16 protein-coding genes and 1 pseudogene are annotated in these 18,478 nt (G+C 51.5%); 16 read left to right on the top strand and 1 reads right to left on the bottom strand.

Features of this window, described 5'->3' with window-relative positions; genetic code table 11:
- The 10 genes and pseudogenes from HALA3H3_RS08850 to HALA3H3_RS26630 form a co-directional block, all read left to right on the top strand.
- On the top strand, positions 1–444 hold a 444-nt coding region (locus HALA3H3_RS08850), incomplete at its 5' end, for an IS5 family transposase (RefSeq protein WP_144410447.1).
- 259 nt (positions 445–703) lie between these two features.
- Entirely contained in the window at positions 704–1,786 is a 1,083-nt protein-coding gene (locus HALA3H3_RS08845; protein ID WP_022521196.1) for a TRAP transporter substrate-binding protein, read from the top strand.
- A gap of 2 nt (positions 1,787–1,788) precedes the next feature.
- The gene (locus tag HALA3H3_RS08840) at positions 1,789–2,415 is read left to right on the top strand and encodes a TRAP transporter small permease subunit (RefSeq protein ID WP_022521195.1); all 627 of its coding nucleotides are present in this window, start codon (positions 1,789–1,791) and stop codon (positions 2,413–2,415) included.
- Positions 2,408–3,766, top strand: a complete 1,359-nt coding sequence (locus HALA3H3_RS08835; RefSeq protein ID WP_022521194.1) for a TRAP transporter large permease — start codon at positions 2,408–2,410, stop codon at positions 3,764–3,766. The genes HALA3H3_RS08840 and HALA3H3_RS08835 overlap by 8 nt, the downstream gene beginning before the upstream one ends.
- Positions 3,767–3,820: 54 nt before the next feature.
- Positions 3,821–4,444: an isochorismatase family protein gene (locus HALA3H3_RS08830; protein ID WP_022521193.1), complete on the top strand. Its 624-nt coding sequence runs from the start codon at positions 3,821–3,823 to the stop codon at positions 4,442–4,444.
- 254 nt (positions 4,445–4,698) lie between these two features.
- Entirely contained in the window at positions 4,699–5,676 is a 978-nt protein-coding gene (locus HALA3H3_RS08825) for a helix-turn-helix domain-containing protein (protein WP_022521192.1), read from the top strand.
- Between the two features lie 440 nt (positions 5,677–6,116).
- Complete coding sequence (locus HALA3H3_RS08820) at positions 6,117–7,121, top strand: SphA family protein (RefSeq protein ID WP_009286253.1); 1,005 nt, start codon at positions 6,117–6,119, stop codon at positions 7,119–7,121.
- Positions 7,122–7,152: 31 nt separating this feature from the next.
- Positions 7,153–8,211 carry a hypothetical protein gene (locus HALA3H3_RS08815; protein WP_009286254.1) on the top strand — a complete coding sequence of 353 codons (1,059 nt, stop codon included), beginning with the start codon at positions 7,153–7,155 and terminating at the stop codon, positions 8,209–8,211.
- Between the two features lie 279 nt (positions 8,212–8,490).
- Complete coding sequence (locus tag HALA3H3_RS08810) at positions 8,491–9,948, top strand: benzaldehyde dehydrogenase (protein ID WP_022521191.1); 1,458 nt, start codon at positions 8,491–8,493, stop codon at positions 9,946–9,948.
- A 98-nt stretch (positions 9,949–10,046) separates the two neighbouring features.
- A pseudogene (locus tag HALA3H3_RS26630) lies at positions 10,047–10,852 on the top strand (transposase); the annotation flags it as partial.
- Positions 10,853–11,015: 163 nt separating this feature from the next.
- On the opposite strand, the gene HALA3H3_RS08795 reads toward HALA3H3_RS26630, so the two are convergent.
- On the bottom strand, positions 11,016–11,369 hold the full coding sequence (locus HALA3H3_RS08795; RefSeq protein WP_022521188.1) for an IS110 family transposase: 354 nt from the start codon (positions 11,367–11,369) through the stop codon (positions 11,016–11,018).
- A 507-nt stretch (positions 11,370–11,876) separates the two neighbouring features.
- Here HALA3H3_RS08795 and HALA3H3_RS08790 point away from each other — a divergent pair.
- From HALA3H3_RS08790 to HALA3H3_RS08765, 6 genes are all read left to right on the top strand, one after another.
- Positions 11,877–12,728, top strand: a complete 852-nt coding sequence (locus HALA3H3_RS08790; RefSeq protein ID WP_022521187.1) for a fumarylacetoacetate hydrolase family protein — start codon at positions 11,877–11,879, stop codon at positions 12,726–12,728.
- Positions 12,729–12,735: 7 nt separating this feature from the next.
- A complete protein-coding gene (locus tag HALA3H3_RS08785; protein WP_022521186.1) occupies positions 12,736–13,566 on the top strand; it encodes an IclR family transcriptional regulator in 831 nt (276 codons plus the stop codon).
- A gap of 232 nt (positions 13,567–13,798) precedes the next feature.
- A complete protein-coding gene (locus HALA3H3_RS08780; RefSeq protein WP_230804236.1) occupies positions 13,799–15,490 on the top strand; it encodes a bifunctional 3-(3-hydroxy-phenyl)propionate/3-hydroxycinnamic acid hydroxylase in 1,692 nt (563 codons plus the stop codon).
- Positions 15,491–15,605: 115 nt separating this feature from the next.
- Entirely contained in the window at positions 15,606–16,592 is a 987-nt protein-coding gene (locus HALA3H3_RS08775; protein WP_022521183.1) for a TRAP transporter substrate-binding protein, read from the top strand.
- Positions 16,593–16,649: 57 nt separating this feature from the next.
- The gene (locus HALA3H3_RS08770; RefSeq protein ID WP_022521182.1) at positions 16,650–17,165 is read left to right on the top strand and encodes a TRAP transporter small permease; all 516 of its coding nucleotides are present in this window, start codon (positions 16,650–16,652) and stop codon (positions 17,163–17,165) included.
- Complete coding sequence (locus HALA3H3_RS08765; protein ID WP_022521181.1) at positions 17,162–18,442, top strand: TRAP transporter large permease; 1,281 nt, start codon at positions 17,162–17,164, stop codon at positions 18,440–18,442. The genes HALA3H3_RS08770 and HALA3H3_RS08765 overlap by 4 nt, the downstream gene beginning before the upstream one ends.
- Positions 18,443–18,478: the final 36 nt, after the last annotated feature.

Raw genomic sequence — 18,478 nt, 5'->3', positions numbered from 1 at the left:
GGTAGCTCTTGGCACTTTGGCATGAAAATGCATATAGGTGTCGACGATAAGCTTGGGTTGATTCACAGCATCGAGACCACGGCTGCCAATGTCCATGACATTGTGCCTGCCGATAAGCTCCTTCACGGTGAAGAGCAACGCGTCTTCGGTGATGCCGGTTACCTGGGTATTCAAAAACGCGACGAGCACAAGCACCGCAACGATATCTCTTGGTATATTGCCAAACGGCCTGGCACCCGCAAGAAGCTAGATGCCAGGCGACAGAAAGTCGAAAACATCAAAGCCAGTATCCGTGCCAAGGTGGAGCACCCCTTTCGGTACATCAAACAAGTTTTTGGTTATGGCAAGGCTCGCTATCGTGGACTGGCCAAAAACACTCAGCGCCTGCACTTGCTGGCGGCGTTCAGCAACCTGCTGATCAGTGAGAAATACCTATGGGAATAGGGCGATTGCGCTCCTTTCCCGCTCAATGAGCGGGAAAGGAGCAAAAATACACAAAGAAAGGGAGAAGAGTGTCTAAATTTTCGATTTTTTGTAGGCTCAAGTAAGCGTTGATGAATATCGGCAGTTATTCAGACCTTCCCTAAATAAGACAAACCTTTAAGGCATGCCTTTAAACCTATTAAGTATTTGCTCTAGATTGCAGCGGTTGTGACCCTTTCAAGGCTAACAAACATACTCAAACATAAAATAAGGTAATGAGATGACTACAAAGAGCCTTGGACACTTAACAACCACCGCACGCATTATCCCGCTGGCAGCCGCTATAGCGGCGGCAGCAGTAGGTACTGCACACGCCAGCGAAAGGCTAGATGTCGCGAGCGCCTACTCTACTCAGAACCTGTTTGGCCAGAGCGCCAAGAACATCTCCGAAAGAATCAAAATGATGTCGTCAGGTGAGTTTGAGTTCGCCGTCCATGATCCGGGCGAACTCGTACCTCCGTTTGAGATCTTCAACTCTGTCTCGTCTGGTGCCATCCCCGCCGGCTGGACCAGCATCGCCTATCTTTCCGGCAACTTGCCCATTGCCAATCTCTATGGCGCTCTACCCTTTAGCCCACCCGCAGAGGCAGTGTTCTCCTGGACGTCTGCTGGCGAAGGAAGCGAGCTGTTGCAGAAGGCGCTGGACCCTTATAACGTCAAGTTCCTGGCTTGCTCCTACCTACCCCAAGAGCCAGGCGGCTGGTTCAACAAGGAAATCAACAGCACCGATGACTTGAACGGCCTGTCGATGCGAATCTCTGGGCTGGGCGCACAGGTTCTAAACAAATTCGGCGCTTCAACACAATTGATTCCCGGGAACGAAGTCTACCTCTCGCTTGAGCGTGGTCGGGTTGATGCCGCCGAGTTCTCGATTCCCCAAGTTGATAGTGCGATGGGCTTGGACGAGATTGCCGAGTATTACTATTTCCCCGGCTGGCAGCAAGGGGCAGGCTGGCTTGCACTGCTCATCAACCAGAGCGTCTGGGACGGATACAGCGATGCTCAGCGTGGGCAGATCAGTACCGCTTGTCAGGCCAATATCCAGAAAGAGGCTGATGAGGTGATCCCGGCCCAGGTAGAGACGCTACGTGAACTGGAAGAGAGTGGCGTCAAGATCCGCCGATTCCCTGATGAGGTTCTCAATGCCCTACACGATAGTTGGGATGAAGTGCGCAGCGAACTAATGGCTGAGAGTCCCGAGTTCGACGAAGCGTACACATCACTAATAGAGCATGCCGAAAAGATGCAGCAGTGGCATGACCTCCAAACCCTTCCTAGCAAAACAGATGTCCAAGGGGACTGACTATGACTACGGCCCCTCTCGCCCCTTGGCGTGAGCGTGGCGCTGCGGTCTCTTCCGCCCTGTCTCGACCCTTGGTCGGGCTGGGGCTGTTGGTAGGTCGCGTCACCAGCTGGCTGGTATTGCTGGTGATGGCGGCTGTCCTGTTGACCGTACTGCTCAACGCTACTGGCATCAACGAGATTGCTCGCTGGAACGATAAGGTGCTCCTTTTCGGAAATGCCCTGACCATCAACAGCATCACTGAGCTTCAGTGGCACCTTTTCGGTGTCTTGACACTGTTCGGAGGCACCTACGCCCTACATCACGATACCCATGTGCGTGTCGATCTGATTTATCACCGCTTATCGCCTAGTCATCGCGCCATGGTTGATGTGATCGGTCACTTGGTGTTGCTGATTCCCTTTTGTCTACTGGTCGCTTGGCTTTCTAAGCACTTCGTGACGATGTCCTTCTTGACAGGGGAGAAATCGAACTACGGGGGACTCACGGATCGCTATCTGATCAAGGCCATACTTCCCATCTCTCTGGTTTTCTTAGCCTTGGGAGCCCTTGGTCAAGTATTCGAGAAGCTAACCATCATCCTTGACCCGCGAAAAGCGGAGACAGATCACGAGGTCAACAATGGCTGAATTCATCAGTGAATATTATTTGGCGATGTTGATGGTGGTATCGCTGCTGGCCGGTATTTTTACCGGTTATCCTGTAGCGTTCCTGTTAGGCGGGCTAGGCATTATTTTCGCCTTCATCGGCGGCATTCCCGTTCCTTTCTTGGCCACAGTAGGATCACGTATCTACGGTGGTGTGGTCGAGAATTGGTTGATGATCGCCATCCCGCTCTTCGTGTTTATGGGCCTAATGCTTGAGAGTTCCGGCGTGGCGAGGCGATTGCTACTAACCTTGCAGCGTGTATTCGGGCGGACGCCCGGTGGACTCGCCATTTCTGTAGCTATTCTGGGCGTAGTGATGGCTGCCAGTACGGGCATTATTGGTGCGTCAGTGGTTATGCTTGGCCTTCTAGCGTTACCCGTGATGATGCGGCAAGGTTATCACCCGGAGATGGCCTGTGGGGTGATAGCGGCTTCCGGTACGCTTGGGATTCTCATCCCACCTTCCATCATGCTGGTTCTCATGGGCTCGATACTTCAAGTATCGGTAGGAGACTTGTTCAAAGCCGCACTAATTCCCGGGCTGTTGCTCGGCGCCCTCTATGTTGCTTACCTATTGATCATCGCTCGTATCAAGCCCCATTGGGCGCCGCTGCCGGACCTCGACGCCACTGACACCGACACATCTCCTCTCATGTTAGCCTTGGCGCGGGACCTGTTTGGCCCATGCGTGTTGATCTTCGCCGTACTGGGTTCAATCATGGCAGGGATAGCTACACCGACGGAGGCGGCGGCAATCGGTGCACTGGGCAGTGTGATCCTTGCGCTGCTGATGCGCAGTATTAGTTGGAACACACTTAGTAAAACCGTACAGGAGACCGCCCGCACATCGGCGATGATTCTGTTCGTCGTGATCGGTGCTACCAGTTTTTCTGTCGTCTTCAAGCGGTTGGGTGGTGATTACATGATCGAGGCCTTGATCACTGGTACGGGGCTTGGGCCCTATGGTTTGCTACTGCTGATCATGGGCTTGATCTTTGTGCTTGGTTTCTTTCTGGAATGGATTGAGATCAGCTTCGTGGTTCTCCCCTTAGTGGCTCCGGTGGTAGAAATACTGGATTTCGGGTTGGGACTAAGCAGTCAAGCCATTCTGATTTGGTTTGCCATTTTGGTCGCCATAAACCTACAAACGAGTTTTCTCACACCGCCCTTTGGCTATGCGCTGTTCTACCTTAAGGGAATTACGGAAGGTAAGATCGGAATCGGCACTATTTATCGTTCGATCATCCCGTTCGTCCTTCTTCAGATCACTGGGTTGGCTCTGTGCATATTCTTCCCTGCAATAGCGCTCTGGTTACCTGGTTTGTTGCCATGACTCCTTCGACACTATTTCCTATTTAGCCCATAGACATTTAAGAAGGAATGAGTAATGAAATTTGAACTAAACAACCCCACAAAAACTGCTCTTCTTGTCATTGACATGGAAAATGATTTTGTTAAGCCAGGTGCACCGATGTGTGTACCCATGGCTACTAAAGCTGTACCGAATATCAAGAAACTGATAGATGTCTGCAGGAAAAAGGGCGCCACGGTAATTTACACAACTCATGTGCACGGAAAAGATCGTGGCGACATGGGGCTGATGTCAGGTTTCTGGCCGCCTATCGACAGCCAAGAAGCTCTTGTTGATAACACACCAGGTACCGAAATATACCCTGACATCGCTCCTCAAGAAGGAGAGCTTGTCATCAAAAAGCATCGCTACAGTGCTTTCTACAACACGGATCTTGAAACTCAGCTTAGAAACAGAGGGATTGATACGCTTGTTATTACTGGCACTGTTACCAACATGTGCTGTGAATCGACTGCTCGAGGTGCTCAGTTCAGAGACTACAAAACCATTTTTGTTTCGGACGCTACCGGTACCATGTACCATCCAGACCTGGGTGCCGGTGCTATGAGTGCCGAAGATGTCCAAAAGGCGACACTAACAAGCCTTTCATTCTGTGTTGCTGAGATTGCATCGACTGATGAAGTCATAGAAAGACTTTGAAGCAAACAATATATTGCTGTTCATGAATTAAAAAAAGGGGATGAAGGCAGAAGCCAAAAAACCAGTTTCAACAAGGTCCTCCCTATTACTATTATTGCTGCTGCCCCTGCACTGACGCTCCCGGGGGGTCATCAACGCTTAGAGCGCTTAATATTCTTGAATACCGTATAGCCGCCAGCAACTGCTGCAATGGGCCAGCCTAAAGCTAAGGATGTACTTTTTAATAGCCACCTCACACAAAATGAGTGCGCACCATGAGACATTTTTCCAGCGTTAGCACAGAGCATTTCAGCCATACTAAACGCCTTAAAGAATGGCAAGATGTCATGAGTATTCATCTGGGGAAAACCCCGGAACGCATCCGGCGATTGGAAAGTACTTCGGTTTCACCACTATACAAAGAACCATTCAAGGGACGACTTGAATACGGCGCGCTTGGTGAGTTGCAATTCTGCAGAATGGTTTGCAGCCCTCACCGATTTTCTCGACGCATTAATAAAACCGCATATCGGGATGCTCACCCTGGGTTGCTGGTTTTACAAATGGGCGGAGTGAGCCAGGTTGAACAAAGTGGTAAAAGCTCTACCTTCACTCCCGGAGACCTCCTCTTTCTAGACTGTGGCCGACATTTCACTGTTACAAGTACCAAAAACTGTGAGTATTTAATGCTTCTTTGTGGCGATCTTGGCACGCCTGCCACCATCCCAAAAGATTTACGCATAAATAATCGGAATGGACTAGGCCGAATGCTCCATAATTTTATTGTCGACGCCTATACACAGTACCCTCTCCTGAACGATGCCACATCCTGTTCGCTAGGCAAAAGTATTATTTCCTTGCTCCAGAACACGGTTGAAAACAAGAACAAGGAAGAAGAGCTTGAGCATAACCCGCGCTTATTTAAGAAAAACTGGATAAAAGATTTCGTTGATAGGAACCTTTCTAGCCATGAATTAACCGTAGAGCGAATAGCCCAGATTGCGCAGTGCTCTACACGAACCCTTCATCGCGCATTTGAAGATGAAAGTGAGTGTAGTTTAAGTGAGTATATCTGGCAGCGCCGCTTAACCCGCTGTGCAGAAGACCTTCGAGACCCAAATAGCATAGGGCGCACGATTAGTGATGTAGCACATAAATGGGGTTTTACCTGTAGTGCACACTTTAGCAGATCATTTAAAGCTTCTTATGGCGTTTCACCGCGAGTCTTTCGCGATTCAGCCAGGGCCGGCTGATATTTCAAAACTTAATTTTACTTAACAAAATTAACGAAAAGCTATTAAGCAAACCCACTCATCTCTATCGGCTACCCATTGCTATGAGCCGAGCTACTTTCGAAGCCCTCCTCGCTCAACACAGGCTAACCATCGTATTCTCGGACAATATGTTGTTTGACAGTTGGCAGAGCTCCAGGCCCACCCCTCTTGCTTTCAATAATCACCTTCAAAAATGCCTCCCCGTATCTTGCAAAGGGGGGGCCATGAGCTTGAACTTTAAGTAACTCGCATACGCTACGACTCATGAAATGTCGTAATGGCACAGCTGTTCAAATATGTCGCTTTCAGACAAGACACGATCTTTTTTCTCTCCTAAAGTCAGGTGCAACAGAGGCATTAGGCCTCTGCATTAAAACTTAAACACCCAAAAACACTATAACAACAACAGGCCTTGATGTATGAATAAAGCTCCCATGTACGCACGTGCAATAATATCGTCGTCTCTATTTGCCCTGGTATGTTCTTCTGCCTTGGCGGCAAATGGTCCACCCCCACCTGCCGTTAGTCAGCCAGGTGGCATAAACCTTGGTAATACCAGTTTCTATGACGGCTTCGCTGGGCCGCCTGGACTTAATCACAATATTTACTTACAGCACAGTAGAGCAACGTCTTTCCGCGATAACGATGGCAATGATAATAAGGTTTTTGATAACCCAGAGTTCAGTGCCACCACTTTAGTAAATCAATTTACTTACTACTCACCAAAAACAATTGGGAGAGGAGGGCATTTAGGCTGGAGCATCATTCTACCAATCGTTTCACTCGATGCTGATTTTGGGGCTAAAGGCCCTCAATTAAAAGACAACGGCACAGGTTTTGGAGATATATCTCTTGGCCCAATGGTTCAGTTTGATCCAATAGTCGACGCTCAGGGACGGCCTACGTTCGTTCAGCGTTTGGCGCTTGATGTTTCGTTGCCTATAGGTGAATACGATGAGACTAAAGACTTTAATCCCGGTTCAAATTTTTACTCGATAAACCCTTATTGGGCGGCAACGTGGATGCCTGCTGAGCGTTGGGAAATGAGCTGGAGGCTGCATTATTTATACAACTTCAAAAACAGCGATCCTGCCAGCAGTACCTACCAGCTGTTCAATGGTGATCCAGTTCGCGATACCCAAGCAGGCCAAGCCGCCTGGTCAAACTTCGCCGCCTCTTATGAAGTCATTCCGAACGTGTCAGTTGGCTTAAATGGATACTACTTTAAGCAACTGGAGGACGACAAAGTCAATGGACAACGTCTTGAAGATTCGCGAGAGGAGGTATTAGGCATTGGACCAGGGCTATTGTGGAAAAACACCAAAGGGCCATGGCTTTGGTTCAACGTATATCACGAGACAGAAGTCGAAAATCGCGCAAAAAACGACTTCTCAGTCCAAGCGCGCTTAGCGTATCCACTTTAATTAAAATGAATCTACCACGAGGTGTAAAGCTATGAATAAGCCAAAAAAATGGATCGCAGATAAGATCGAGAGCCTCGATCCCTATAAAGATTACATCGAAATATGGAGACTTTCAAGCAGTTATCGCTTGAATGACTTCATGCAAAATTTTATTTATGCATTGACCTTCCCCAACTTTATCGTAACGGACTGGGGGTCAAAAGCTGTCTGGCGTGAAGATGGAGGGAAAGTACTTCACCAATCCACCTCGCGGGTTGAGCAGACGGGCAGTGCCAATGCTCTTTGGTGGTTCTATGGCCCTAACGATGAGAGAACTCTCAAATCTATTGAGAGTATAAATAAGCTTCATGTTTATTGGGCCAAAAAGTACCCTGGCGCATTCTCCTATAATGAAGATTACATCTATACGTTGGCGTTTTCTGCAACCACAATGCATCGCCTAAAACTGAAGATGGGGGCCCCTGGTATATCTGAAAAAGAGAAAATAGCGGCTCACCTTTTTTGGCGTGACATGTCTAAACTTTTTTATGCAGAAAACGGTCAACCCATCACAGGCTATCCAAATAGTTTTGAAGAGCTAGTAGAGTTCTGTGAGCAGTATGAAAACACTCCTAGGCCGACACCCGAGCGAGCCAACTTGGTAGCTAATGCTATCTATGAGCAGTTTGTTTTCAGGTTTTTTCCACCCCCGCTTCACTGGTTTGGCCATCAGCTAATTAGGGCCATGTCGCTACCCACTACGCTAAAAACGCTCGGTATCGACCCACCCGACCCAATGGCTGCGGAGATTCTCCCGAAGCTTATGGGCTATATTTTCTGGCAGATGGAAGAAAACGCTGACGACCCAACCGAAAGCTATATCGAAGAAAGATTGCGGATGTCAAGCGAAGAGAAAAAAAGTATTCGGAGCGAGATAAAGGATCTGGATGGACGCTTTCCTGAACACTTTGCTCAACAATATAAGGACGACCCCAAATTTATTGGCTGTCCATACCATGCAGCCCTGGAGGCAGCAGCTTCTAGTAAAAAAAGTAACAGTGAAGATAATTTTGTTGACGAATTAGAGAAGAAGGCAGGGGCTTTAGACTAGGAGACTTCGGGGGCAATGAAGCATAAGTAGAACTTAGAATAAGATATTGTTGCTGACTTGCCCCTTATCCCAGTAAAACAATGATTTTTTGCGGCAGCCACAAACACGTAGTACAGAAACACGTAGTACAGAAACACCAAATAATATTTCGTCTACCTTTCTCCTCAATTGGCCTACTTCCTAGAACAGTTATATTTCCACATCAGCATATCAGTTGTTTCCGAATTAAAGCCATCTCAGTTAGTCATTACACTCGCAAATACAATAAGGAATATTTACATGAATGAGACTTCACCCATCTGGGAAGACAAAATTTACCTGGGACAGTGGCAAACTGCTGAAGGGCCTCAGGCTGCCGTAATTGGACCCGCCACCGGCGAAGTCCTCGCTAAAGTTCAGACGGCTACTCCCGTAGACGTAGGTCGCGCTGCACTTATCGCTAACTCAGCTCAGCAACATTGGGCCACGTTACCTTTCGATCAAAAAGCAGAGATCCTACGCCGGGCCGCCGCCCTGCTCAAAGAGCGGGCCGAAGAAATCAATCGCTGGAATATTCGTGAGTGCGGCTCTACAGCAGCCAAGGCTGAATGGGAACTGCAGGTTACCTATGAACAGGCCCAGATGGCCGCAGCACTCCCCATGCAACCCAACGGACAGATCTTCCCTTCTAGCATGCCAGGTCGTCGCAATTACTGGAAGCGGGTACCCATTGGCACAGTGGGGGTTATAGCTCCTTGGAACTTCCCCATCCTCTTAGCCATGCGCTCGGTCTTTCCTGCCTTAGCCATGGGCAACTGTGTGATCCTGAAGCCAGCCCCAATGAGCGCTATCTGTGGAGGTGCTTTGATGGCCGAGGTTCTAGAAGCAGCTGGCTTGCCGGAGGGCGTGTTCCACGTACTACCAGGTGGGCCCGAGGTGGGTGAGGCGTTGGTTCAACACTCGGATGTCGGCATGATCTCCTTTACGGGCTCTACCGCCGTTGGCGAGAAAATCGGCGAGACGTGTGGGCGCATGCTCAAGAAATGCGCCCTTGAGCTTGGCGGTAACAACGCGATGGTGATTTTGGACGATGCTGATTTAGATGCCGCTGCCTCTTCCGCAGCCTGGGGGGCTTTTCTCCACCAGGGTCAAATCTGCATGCAGGCAGGACGGCACTTAGTGCACCGTTCAGTGGCGGACAAGTACATGAACAAACTCGCCGAGCGGGCCACGCGCTTAGTCACGGGTGATCCTTGGAAACAGCAGGTACACCTCGGCCCGTTGATCAACGAGACCCAAGCGCGCCGCGTTGAAGAGATCGTGAACCGCTCTGTGGCCATGGGTGCTAACGTTGTCGCTGGCGGTAAACGCGATGGCAACTTCTTTGAAGCCACGGTTCTTAGCGGCGTGACGCCAGAAATGCCTGCCTTTGGCGAGGAGATTTTCGGTCCAGTGGCGCCGATAACACTCTTCGATAGTGACGAAGAAGCCATCGCCCTGGTCAACGCCTCGCCCTACGGACTCGCCGCTGCCATTCATTCTGCCTCCACGGAACGTGCCCAACGCTTCGCCGAGCGCATCCGCGTGGGGATGGTGCATATCAACGATCAGACTGTGAATAACGAATTCCAGGTACCCTTCGGTGGCATGGGCCGCTCAGGTACCAGCGGTCGCTTCGGTGGCCCCGCAAACCTGGATGAGTTCACCACCACCCAGTGGGTCAGTGTTATGGAACAAGGTATCCAGTATCCCTTCTAGCGCTCAATGAATTAAGCATTTGCTATTGATACGACGTCACCCCTTGATTGAGTAGCGCTACACTTTAGAGTCCGATCCTATGGGTAAGGAGATGGGACATGAAGAAGCGTTTCAGCGAAGAACAGATCATTGGTTTCCTGGGCGAAGCAGAAGCGGGACTGCCCATTAAGGAGCTATGCCGTCGGCACGGTTTCTCAGAAGCCAGTTACTATCTATGGCGCAGCAAGTTTGGTGGTATGAGCGTACCCGATGCCAAGCGACTCAAAGAACTCGAAGCCGAAAATGGACGATTGAAAAAACTGCTCGCGGAGTCGCTACTGGAGATGGAGGTCACTCGCGAGGCGCTGAGAAAAAAGTGGTGAGTGTACCTGCACGCCGAGATGTGGTGCGCTTTATGGTGTCACGTGGCCTCAGTGAGCGCCGAGCGCTCCGTGTCATCCGTATGAGTGCCAGTGCATTGCGCTATCAATCGGCTCCTGACCGTAATGAAGCATTGCGTGAACGCATTGTTGCCTTGGCCCATCGGCATCGTCGCTATGGCGCTGGCATGATCTATCTGAAGCTGCGTCAAGCCGGTGAACAGGTCAATCATAAGCGAGTCGAGCGTCTCTACGCAGCTGCTCGGTTGCAGGTAAAACGCCGCAAGCGCAAGAAGGTTCCCACGTCTGAGCGGATGCCCCTTGGCCGCCCTGGGGCCGCCAATCAAGTCTGGTCAATGGATTTTGTGTTTTACCGGACGGCATACGGGCGCGTGATCAAGAACCTCACCGTCGTCGACGACGGTACCCATGAAGCCGTGGCAATCGTGCCTGAGCGTCCCATTGGCGGACTTTTTTTAACACGTATTCCTGATCATCTGGCTTTACAACGTGGTCTACCTAGCGCCATTCGGACAGATAACGGACTACCTAAGGAACCCGCTCAATATGCACACAAAATCTCACTTCGTGCTCAACATGGGAACACTTGCTCACTACTCAGGCTCATGCGTCGCAACCATATCTAAAGGGTGCTCACCATTTCATTCACTAACGGATCGTAAAATGGTTGCATCATGCCCTGCTGCATCAAGTACATGATAACCCGCGCGTCTTTTTTGTCGTTTTATCCCAGCTTTTAAACAACATTTCACGCGCTCTGGCGCAGGCTAAAGACGACACCATATGGCACAAGGCCCCTTGAGACCTTAAACAATAGGCAATATTACGATGAAAGTCAGCCGTTGGCTCAAAGGCCACCAAAATATCTTCAGCAGATGCTTCTGCTGCATTAATGAGGTTCTGATAACCCATTAACGTGTTAGGAAACTTAAACGTTTTGGTACGACCTGACGGCCATAAAATGACCGCATCATGGGACGTTTTAGCAATGTCGATGGCGATCATCACCTTCACAGAGCTATTCTTTACGTTGTCAGCCATGTGTACATCTCCTAAATCCACTGATTGGCATCAAAGATTTTGGTACAGATGGCTGGCTCCAACCTGCTTATTCAGCAAGTACTACGGGCCAGAACATATCAGCGGTAAGTTATCGGCATGGGCGGAAGGTCGAGGTATTCAGCTCATGTTTATCCAGACAGGAAAGCCCCAGCAGAATGCTTATATAGAACGCTAAAATCGAACGGTCGCTATGACGGGTTAGCCCAATACTCTCTTTCAAAAAAAATTGACCTTGCCCTGAGCAAATTCACCAATAGACATTGGTCGTAGCCATAAGCGCTAATTATGGTGCTTAACACAAAAAAAAATCCATTCCTCAACGATATACGATTACAAAGCAATGTGTGTATAAAATCCTACATTGCGGGATATATTGAAATTACTCTATTGTGGCACTAGAATCATTTCAATAGAGTAAATAACATTAGTCGCTATCGTCGCTTGCTCACCTCTTCCGCCTCGCTAGCCCGAGAGAAAGGTTAAAATATGAAACTTGTTACATTCCGTTATCAGAACACCATCAGCATCGGTTTAGTGGATGGCGGCCGGGTCCTCGATCTCGCTCCCCTTGCCGATCGTCTAGGTGGTTCACTCAAGGAAATGATACGTAAAGGTGTTCTTTCCGACTTGGTGGGATTTGATACCTCAAGCTTAAATTCATTAAGCCTAGACGAAATTGAGTTTCTGCCGGTCATTCCGGATGCTGGCAAGATCCTCTGTGTGGGCATCAACTATACGACGCATGTGAAAGAGACGGGGCGTGATATGCCGATGCACCCGATGATATTCACCCGCTTCGCTGACTCCCAGGCGGGTCATCTAACGCCGATCATTCGGCCGTTTGTCTCGCACAAGCTGGATTTCGAGGGGGAACTGGCTGTGGTGATCGGCAAGACCGCGCGCCACGTCAAGGCTGAGAATGCCCTTGAATACGTTGCTGGCTACTCTTGCTATAACGATGGCAGCGTACGCGATTACCAAAAGCACACTATCCAGTTTATCCCCGGCAAGAACTTCCCTAACACGGGGGGATTTGGCCCATGGCTTGTGACTAGCGATGAGATTCCCGACCCGCAGGCGCTACACCTGACCACCCGCCTGAATGGCGACGTCATGCAGGACACCGATACCAGCGATATGATCTTTGGTGTGGCGGAACTGATTGAATACTGCAGTACATTTACCGAGCTGGCTCCGGGCGACGTTATTGTCTCCGGCACCACTGGCGGCGTGGGCGCCTTCCGCGAACCCCCGGTTTGGATGAAACCAGGTGATAGCATCGAAATTGCTATCTCGGGCATCGGTACCCTGCGCAACACTATCGCAGACGAGGCGTAATCAAGTTATGAGTCAACAGCATCCCGTGGCCCTTGATCGGCATATTGAGGAGCAGGCTTCCCGAGCAGGCAGAAGCAGCAAGAGCAATAGCAGTCTGGAAAGAATGCTGGTGATTCTGGATCTGTTCTCGGAAGAGGTACCGATCTGGTCGGTAGAGGCAATGTGCGATGCGCTGGGCTATACGCGTTCGACTGCTTATCGCTATACCAAGGAGCTGGCCGAAGCGGGGTTGCTGTTTCAGGTTGAGCCCCGGCGCTACGGCCTAGGCTCAAGAATCATCCAGTGGGATAGACAGCTGCGACTGACTGATCCCTTGGTAAAGGCGACGCGAGAGATCGAGCCTGAACTCGATGTCTTCGACGGTGAGCAGATCTGGATCGTATGTCGGCTATTCAATGATCAAGTGATTTGCGTCCACAGCCATGGTCACCTGAAAGAGCCTGTTAGCTATGCACGGGGTACGCCACGCCCGCTGTTCATGGGGGCGACATCGAAAATCATATTGGCCTACCTGCCTGCTCGCCAGCATATGCGGCTTTTCTTAGAGCATCAGCATGAGGTAGTGAAAGGAAGCTTGGGCTCGTCGTGGGAGGAGTTTAAGGACGTCCTCCAGACGATCCGGCGGCAGGGCTACAGCGAATCTCACGGTGAGGTGGATCCAAACCTCTTCGGGCTTGCCGCTCCCATCTTTGATGGTAACGGCAAGGTCATCGCCAGTCTAAGCTGCGTAAGACCACAAACGGCCTACCGTGAAGACCAAGCGGAGGAGCAGCGCCAGATAGTGATGGCCCTTGCGAATCGCCTAACCGAGAAGTTAACGCAGTTGATTAATTCGTAAGTTACAGATGATGTCTTGAGAAGATGCATCGAGGGCATGTAGCAAGGATATATAGCAAGAACAGTAGCAATAAGAGTGACGACTGAATCTATGCGCCAGAGTATCAGAATGACCGGAGGTAGGTCTTCCTGCACAAATAACACCCCGTTTCCTTCTTAACGCGATTTTTGTCGTCTGCCCTGGGCAGAGGGGAAGGATGCGTCTTAATGACGGTGTCGTAAGGACAACAGTAATGAAACAACAACCTGACAATACCAGTACCGCCGCTTTTTCACTAGCCGACCGCTTCTCTGTCATTATTGTCGGAGGTGGCCCCAGCGGGTTGACCCTGGCCAATCTGCTGGGAACCTATGGGGTTCGCACCCTGGTGCTTGAACGCAATCTCTCGACGGTGACCGAGCCGAGGGCGGTATCCATCGATGACGAGTCTATGCGAACCATGCAGGCCATTGGGCTTGAGGAGAGAGTACTTGCATGCTGCGCTCAGGACTATGGCTCGGTCTATCTGGACCTCAAGCGCGTGCCCTTCGCCAACATTGAACCGAGAGGGCGTGAGTATGGCTATGCGCGGCGTAATGCTTTTCACCAGCCAGAGTTGGAGGCAATCCTGTGTAACGGGCTCAAGCGCTTTGCCCATGTTGAGGCGCGCTTCGGCCATCGTGTTGTCGACTTTGTACAGGACGTCGATTGTGTGCGTTTAAGGGTCGAGACTGATGAGGGGCACTACGAGGTTGTTGCCGAATACATGGCGGCAGCCGATGGTGGACGCAGCTTTGTGCGCAGCGAATTGAATATCAAACTGAAAGGTCTTACCTACGAGCAGAAGTGGTTGATCATCGACCTCAAAGGGACGCAGGACAATTTCCGCCAGACTCGCGTCTACTGTGATCCAGCGCGTCCCTGCATCAACCTGCCTGGTCCCGGTGGCAGCCGCCGTTTCGAATTTATGCTGCTGCCCGACGAAGATGAACAAAAAGCAGTAGAAGAAGGGTACGTTCGCCAGCTGATGGCTGAGCATGGCCCGGATCGCGACGCAGAGATCGTCCGCAAACAGGTATATGCCTTTCATGCCCGCGAAGCTGAGAGCTGGCGTCAGCAGCGCATCTTCCTGCTCGGTGACGCTGCCCACTTAACCCCTCCATTCGCTGGTCAGGGCATGAACAGCGGCCTGCGCGACTCGGTGAACCTAGCCTGGAAGCTAGCTTGGGTGCTCAAGCGCAAGTTGCCTGAAACGCTGCTAGAAAGTTACGAAGAAGAGCGCAAACCGCACGCCTGGCAACTGATTGAAATGGCCGCCATGCTCGGCAAGTTCATGATGCCAAAGAGCCGTATACACGCAACATTGTTGCAGACTGGCCTGCGCTGGCTGAGCGTCTACCGCCCTGCTCGTGACTACGTTACCCAGATGCGTTACAAGCCGACGCCGCGTTTCGTCAGCGGTTTCTTCATCAGCGACGCTGCCTCTGCCCGCAAGACACGCACAGGACGATTGATTGCCCAGCCGATGCTTGAGAATCCCAATAGCGAGATGGCGCTGTTGGATCGCTACATCGACGGCCACTTCGCACTTATCACTTACCACCCTGATGCGAAGAGGGCGTTCGACGCTATCCAGCCTTGGCTCGAGTACCTACCGGATGATCTAAAGAAAGTGTGCGTTACTCCGCGCAACTACAACCCTGTTCCCGTCGAGGGTATAGAGGTATTGCGAGATGCTCACAGCCAAGCCAACGACTGGATATTCAGGGCGCATGGTGGCGAGCACGTCTTTTATCTGGTAAGGCCGGATCGCTACACCATGGCGGTTCTTAACAAGAACAATTTGCCCACGGATGCCATTCACCTGGGTGAGATGCTGCGCCCTCCCGAGTTCAGCGCTTTAGGTAATTCTCATCAGCCTTTGAGTACCGCCGCTACCCTGTAAAACCCAGCAACACCTACATTTTCCCGTCGATAGCAGGATGAGTACCCACGGTTAAGGGTAATCGTCTGGAAGGTGGATTCTTGAAGATAACTACTACAACAATACGGAGTACGACATGAAATTATCGAGCTTCAATCCCCTGTTAGTTGGCCTTGCCTGCGCTGCTGGCAGCCTTATGGTGTCCGCCACTGCGCAGGCCGAGACGCTTCGGCTCAGCACACCAGTACCGCCCAGTCATATCTTCAGCAAGGTCTCTGAACGCCTCGCGGGAAATCTCGGTGAACGCTCCGACGGGCGTTACGCTATAGAGGTATCCCCCTATGGCAGGCTGGGTAACGATAACGAGCTGATCCAGCTCCTCCAGCATGGCGCGGTGCAGTTCGGCGTGGTTCCCGCCGCATCGCTCTCCAGCCGCGAGTCCTCCTTTAATGGCTGGTTTCTACCTGGCGAATTCGAGAACTACGACGAGGCCGGAGCGGCAACACAGTTGCCAGCTGCCCTTAGTATGCTCGAAAAGCTGGAGCCCCAGGGCATGATCGGTCTCGGTTACATCATCGCCGGGATGCGGCACGTGCTGTCGACCGATTCGGTCGAGTCCATAGATGACTTAACCAATCAGAAGATCCGTGTCTTCCCCAATCCTGTCTTCAATGACTGGTGGCTGGCCAACGGAGCGGCGCCCACCGCGCTACCGACCTCCGAAGTCGCACCGGCACTGACCACCAATCTGTTGAATGCCGTCGACGTTGACCTTGACTTCGTCACTGCCCTGAAACTTTACCAGCAGGCTCCACACTTGGCACTCACCAACCATATGGCCTTCCCCGGCGTAGTGCTGGTCTCCAAAGCTTGGTGGGATAATCAGAGCGAAGCCGATCAGCAGATGATCCGCGAGGTCTTCCAAGAAGCCGAGCAGTGGGGCATTGAGGAGCAAGCACGTGTCGAGGAGGAAAATCTCGCCACGCTCAAGGACGCTGGCGTAGAAGTGGTCGAGATCAATACCGCTGGCTACGCAGAGACGGCTGCTGCAGTGCGTCAGACATATATCGATAGCGACCCGTTAATCGCCGAGTTCTATCACCAGGTCGTGACCAATCAATGAAGTGTGGATGCAGTAATGGCGTGGCCCAGGTCACGCCCATGCCGCATAGGGGGCATTATGCTTAACATATTGAAGTGGTGCGATAGCGCGCTGGCCCGACTGGAAACATGGGTGCTTATTATCCTGACGGGACTGCTGGCCGGACTGCTGGTCGCCCAAGTGGTGTTGCGTTATATATTCGGCACCCCACTTTTTTGGGCCGAGGAGGTGGCGTTGCAGATTCTAGTGGCCATCAGCTTCATTGGTGTCAGCCATCTACTTTATACCCGCTCGCTGGTGCGGATCGACATCATTCCCAGTCTTCTGCCCGAACGAGCGGCCCATTGCCTTGAGGTCTTTTTTTGCCTGCTCGGCCTATGTGTTTTGGCGATCTTCACCGCACTGACGTGGCAATGGATTGCCTCACCGCATACGCAAATCGAGTTGTCGCCAACGACGCAACTGCCGCGTTGGTACTACTTCAGCGTGATGCTCGTGGCGCTGATGGTCATGAGTTACCACCAGTTCGTCAGCCTTCTACTCTCCATCCATCGGCTGGTTAGCCACGAAGCCTCCGAGAGGGTGTGCACATGATCACCTTTTCCGTTTTCTTTATTACGCTGTTTCTCGGATTGCCTATTCTGCTGACGCTGATGCTGGGCACCCTGGTGTTCCTGCATCAAAGCGACCTGCTGTTGCTCTCCAGCAGCCTGCCCCTGCAGTTTTACGGTGCCCTAGAGAAGAATGGCCTGCTCGCCATTCCACTGTTTATGCTGGTGGGCGAGTTGATGAACCGAGGTGGGCTGACCGATCGCCTTGTCGAGCTGGCCAACCTGCTGCTTGGGCGCATGCGAGGCGGTCTAGCTTACGTCAACCTGCTGACTAACGCAGTGGCGGCCTCTATCCTGGGCTCTGCCATTGCCCAAATCGCGGTGATGAGTAAGGTCATGATCCCCGCCATGGAGAAGCAAGGTTATAAACGCGACTTCGCAGCGGCGGTGACCGTTTCTGGTGGTTTGTTGGGGCCGATCATTCCTCCCTCAATGATCATGATTATCTACGGCGTCATCGCGCTGCAGCCGATTTCCGCGCTGTTTTTGGCGGGGCTGCTACCCGGACTGCTGATCTTTCTGGGTTTTGTCGTCGTGGTGATGATGCTCGGCTTTATCCATGACTTCCCCAAGCTGGAGCGGACTGCACGGCGCAAGGTGAGCCTGATAGGGCTGCTTAAGCAACTTTCTCCGCTAATGATTCCGGTGTTTATCATTTTCGGCATCTCGGCAGGGGTGATGACACCCACTGAGGCGGGTGCCGTGGGCGCTCTGCTGGCACTAATCATCGGTAAGTGGATTTATCGCTCCATCCTTTGGAGCGACCTACCGGAAATATTCAAACAGGTCGCCCTTAACACCGCGTTGATCACAGGCCTTATTGCGGCGGCGACTATGTTCGGCTGGGCGCTCTCTTTTGTGGGCGTACCGGACCGCATCGTTGCGATGATTAATGCATGGACCCAATCGCCCTGGGTGTTCCTGCTGCTTATCAACCTGCTGGTCGTGGTACTAGGGATGTTCCTGGAGAGCATGAGCATTCTGATTGTGTTAGTGCCCATCGTCCTGCCAACCGTGCTGGCATTGGGCATTGATCCAATCCATTTCGGCGTGGTGATAAGTTTGGCGACTCTTATTGGCCTCGTGACACCACCGGTGGGGCCGGGCCTGTTTGTCGTTACCTCGACCACTCAAGTATCCATGTTCGGGCTGTTCAGAGCCATGATCCCATTTTTGATTGCCATGTTCGTGTGCATGGCAATCATCAACCTGGTGCCCGCCTTGTCGCTGTGGCTTCCGCAGCAATTAGGGCTTAGCTAATTAGCATAATGCACCAGACATGTCAGAGACGGCTTA

Source organism: Halomonas sp. A3H3, from assembly GCF_000982975.1.
GTDB classification, from domain to species: domain Bacteria; phylum Pseudomonadota; class Gammaproteobacteria; order Pseudomonadales; family Halomonadaceae; genus Vreelandella; species Vreelandella titanicae.
Note: the sequence above shows the minus strand (reverse complement) of the source record. Positions and strands in the feature narration are given on the sequence as shown.

Bases quoted from the DNA above. Each gene is read 5' to 3' on its own strand.
- HALA3H3_RS08775 (WP_022521183.1), top strand. From the start codon at position 15,606: ATGAAATTATCGAGCTTCAATCCCCTGTTAGTTGGCCTTGCCTGCGCT.
- HALA3H3_RS08835 (WP_022521194.1), top strand. From the start codon at position 2,408: ATGGCTGAATTCATCAGTGAATATTATTTGGCGATGTTGATGGTGGTA.
- HALA3H3_RS08790 (WP_022521187.1), top strand. From the start codon at position 11,877: ATGAAACTTGTTACATTCCGTTATCAGAACACCATCAGCATCGGTTTA.
- HALA3H3_RS08820 (WP_009286253.1), top strand. From the start codon at position 6,117: ATGAATAAAGCTCCCATGTACGCACGTGCAATAATATCGTCGTCTCTA.
- HALA3H3_RS08765 (WP_022521181.1), top strand. From the start codon at position 17,162: ATGATCACCTTTTCCGTTTTCTTTATTACGCTGTTTCTCGGATTGCCT.
- HALA3H3_RS08780 (WP_230804236.1), top strand. From the start codon at position 13,799: ATGAAACAACAACCTGACAATACCAGTACCGCCGCTTTTTCACTAGCC.
- HALA3H3_RS08815 (WP_009286254.1), top strand. From the start codon at position 7,153: ATGAATAAGCCAAAAAAATGGATCGCAGATAAGATCGAGAGCCTCGAT.
- HALA3H3_RS08830 (WP_022521193.1), top strand. From the start codon at position 3,821: ATGAAATTTGAACTAAACAACCCCACAAAAACTGCTCTTCTTGTCATT.
- HALA3H3_RS08795 (WP_022521188.1), bottom strand. From the start codon at position 11,369: ATGGCTGACAACGTAAAGAATAGCTCTGTGAAGGTGATGATCGCCATC.
- HALA3H3_RS08840 (WP_022521195.1), top strand. From the start codon at position 1,789: ATGACTACGGCCCCTCTCGCCCCTTGGCGTGAGCGTGGCGCTGCGGTC.
- HALA3H3_RS08825 (WP_022521192.1), top strand. From the start codon at position 4,699: ATGAGACATTTTTCCAGCGTTAGCACAGAGCATTTCAGCCATACTAAA.
- HALA3H3_RS08785 (WP_022521186.1), top strand. From the start codon at position 12,736: ATGAGTCAACAGCATCCCGTGGCCCTTGATCGGCATATTGAGGAGCAG.
- HALA3H3_RS08845 (WP_022521196.1), top strand. From the start codon at position 704: ATGACTACAAAGAGCCTTGGACACTTAACAACCACCGCACGCATTATC.
- HALA3H3_RS08810 (WP_022521191.1), top strand. From the start codon at position 8,491: ATGAATGAGACTTCACCCATCTGGGAAGACAAAATTTACCTGGGACAG.
- HALA3H3_RS08770 (WP_022521182.1), top strand. From the start codon at position 16,650: ATGCTTAACATATTGAAGTGGTGCGATAGCGCGCTGGCCCGACTGGAA.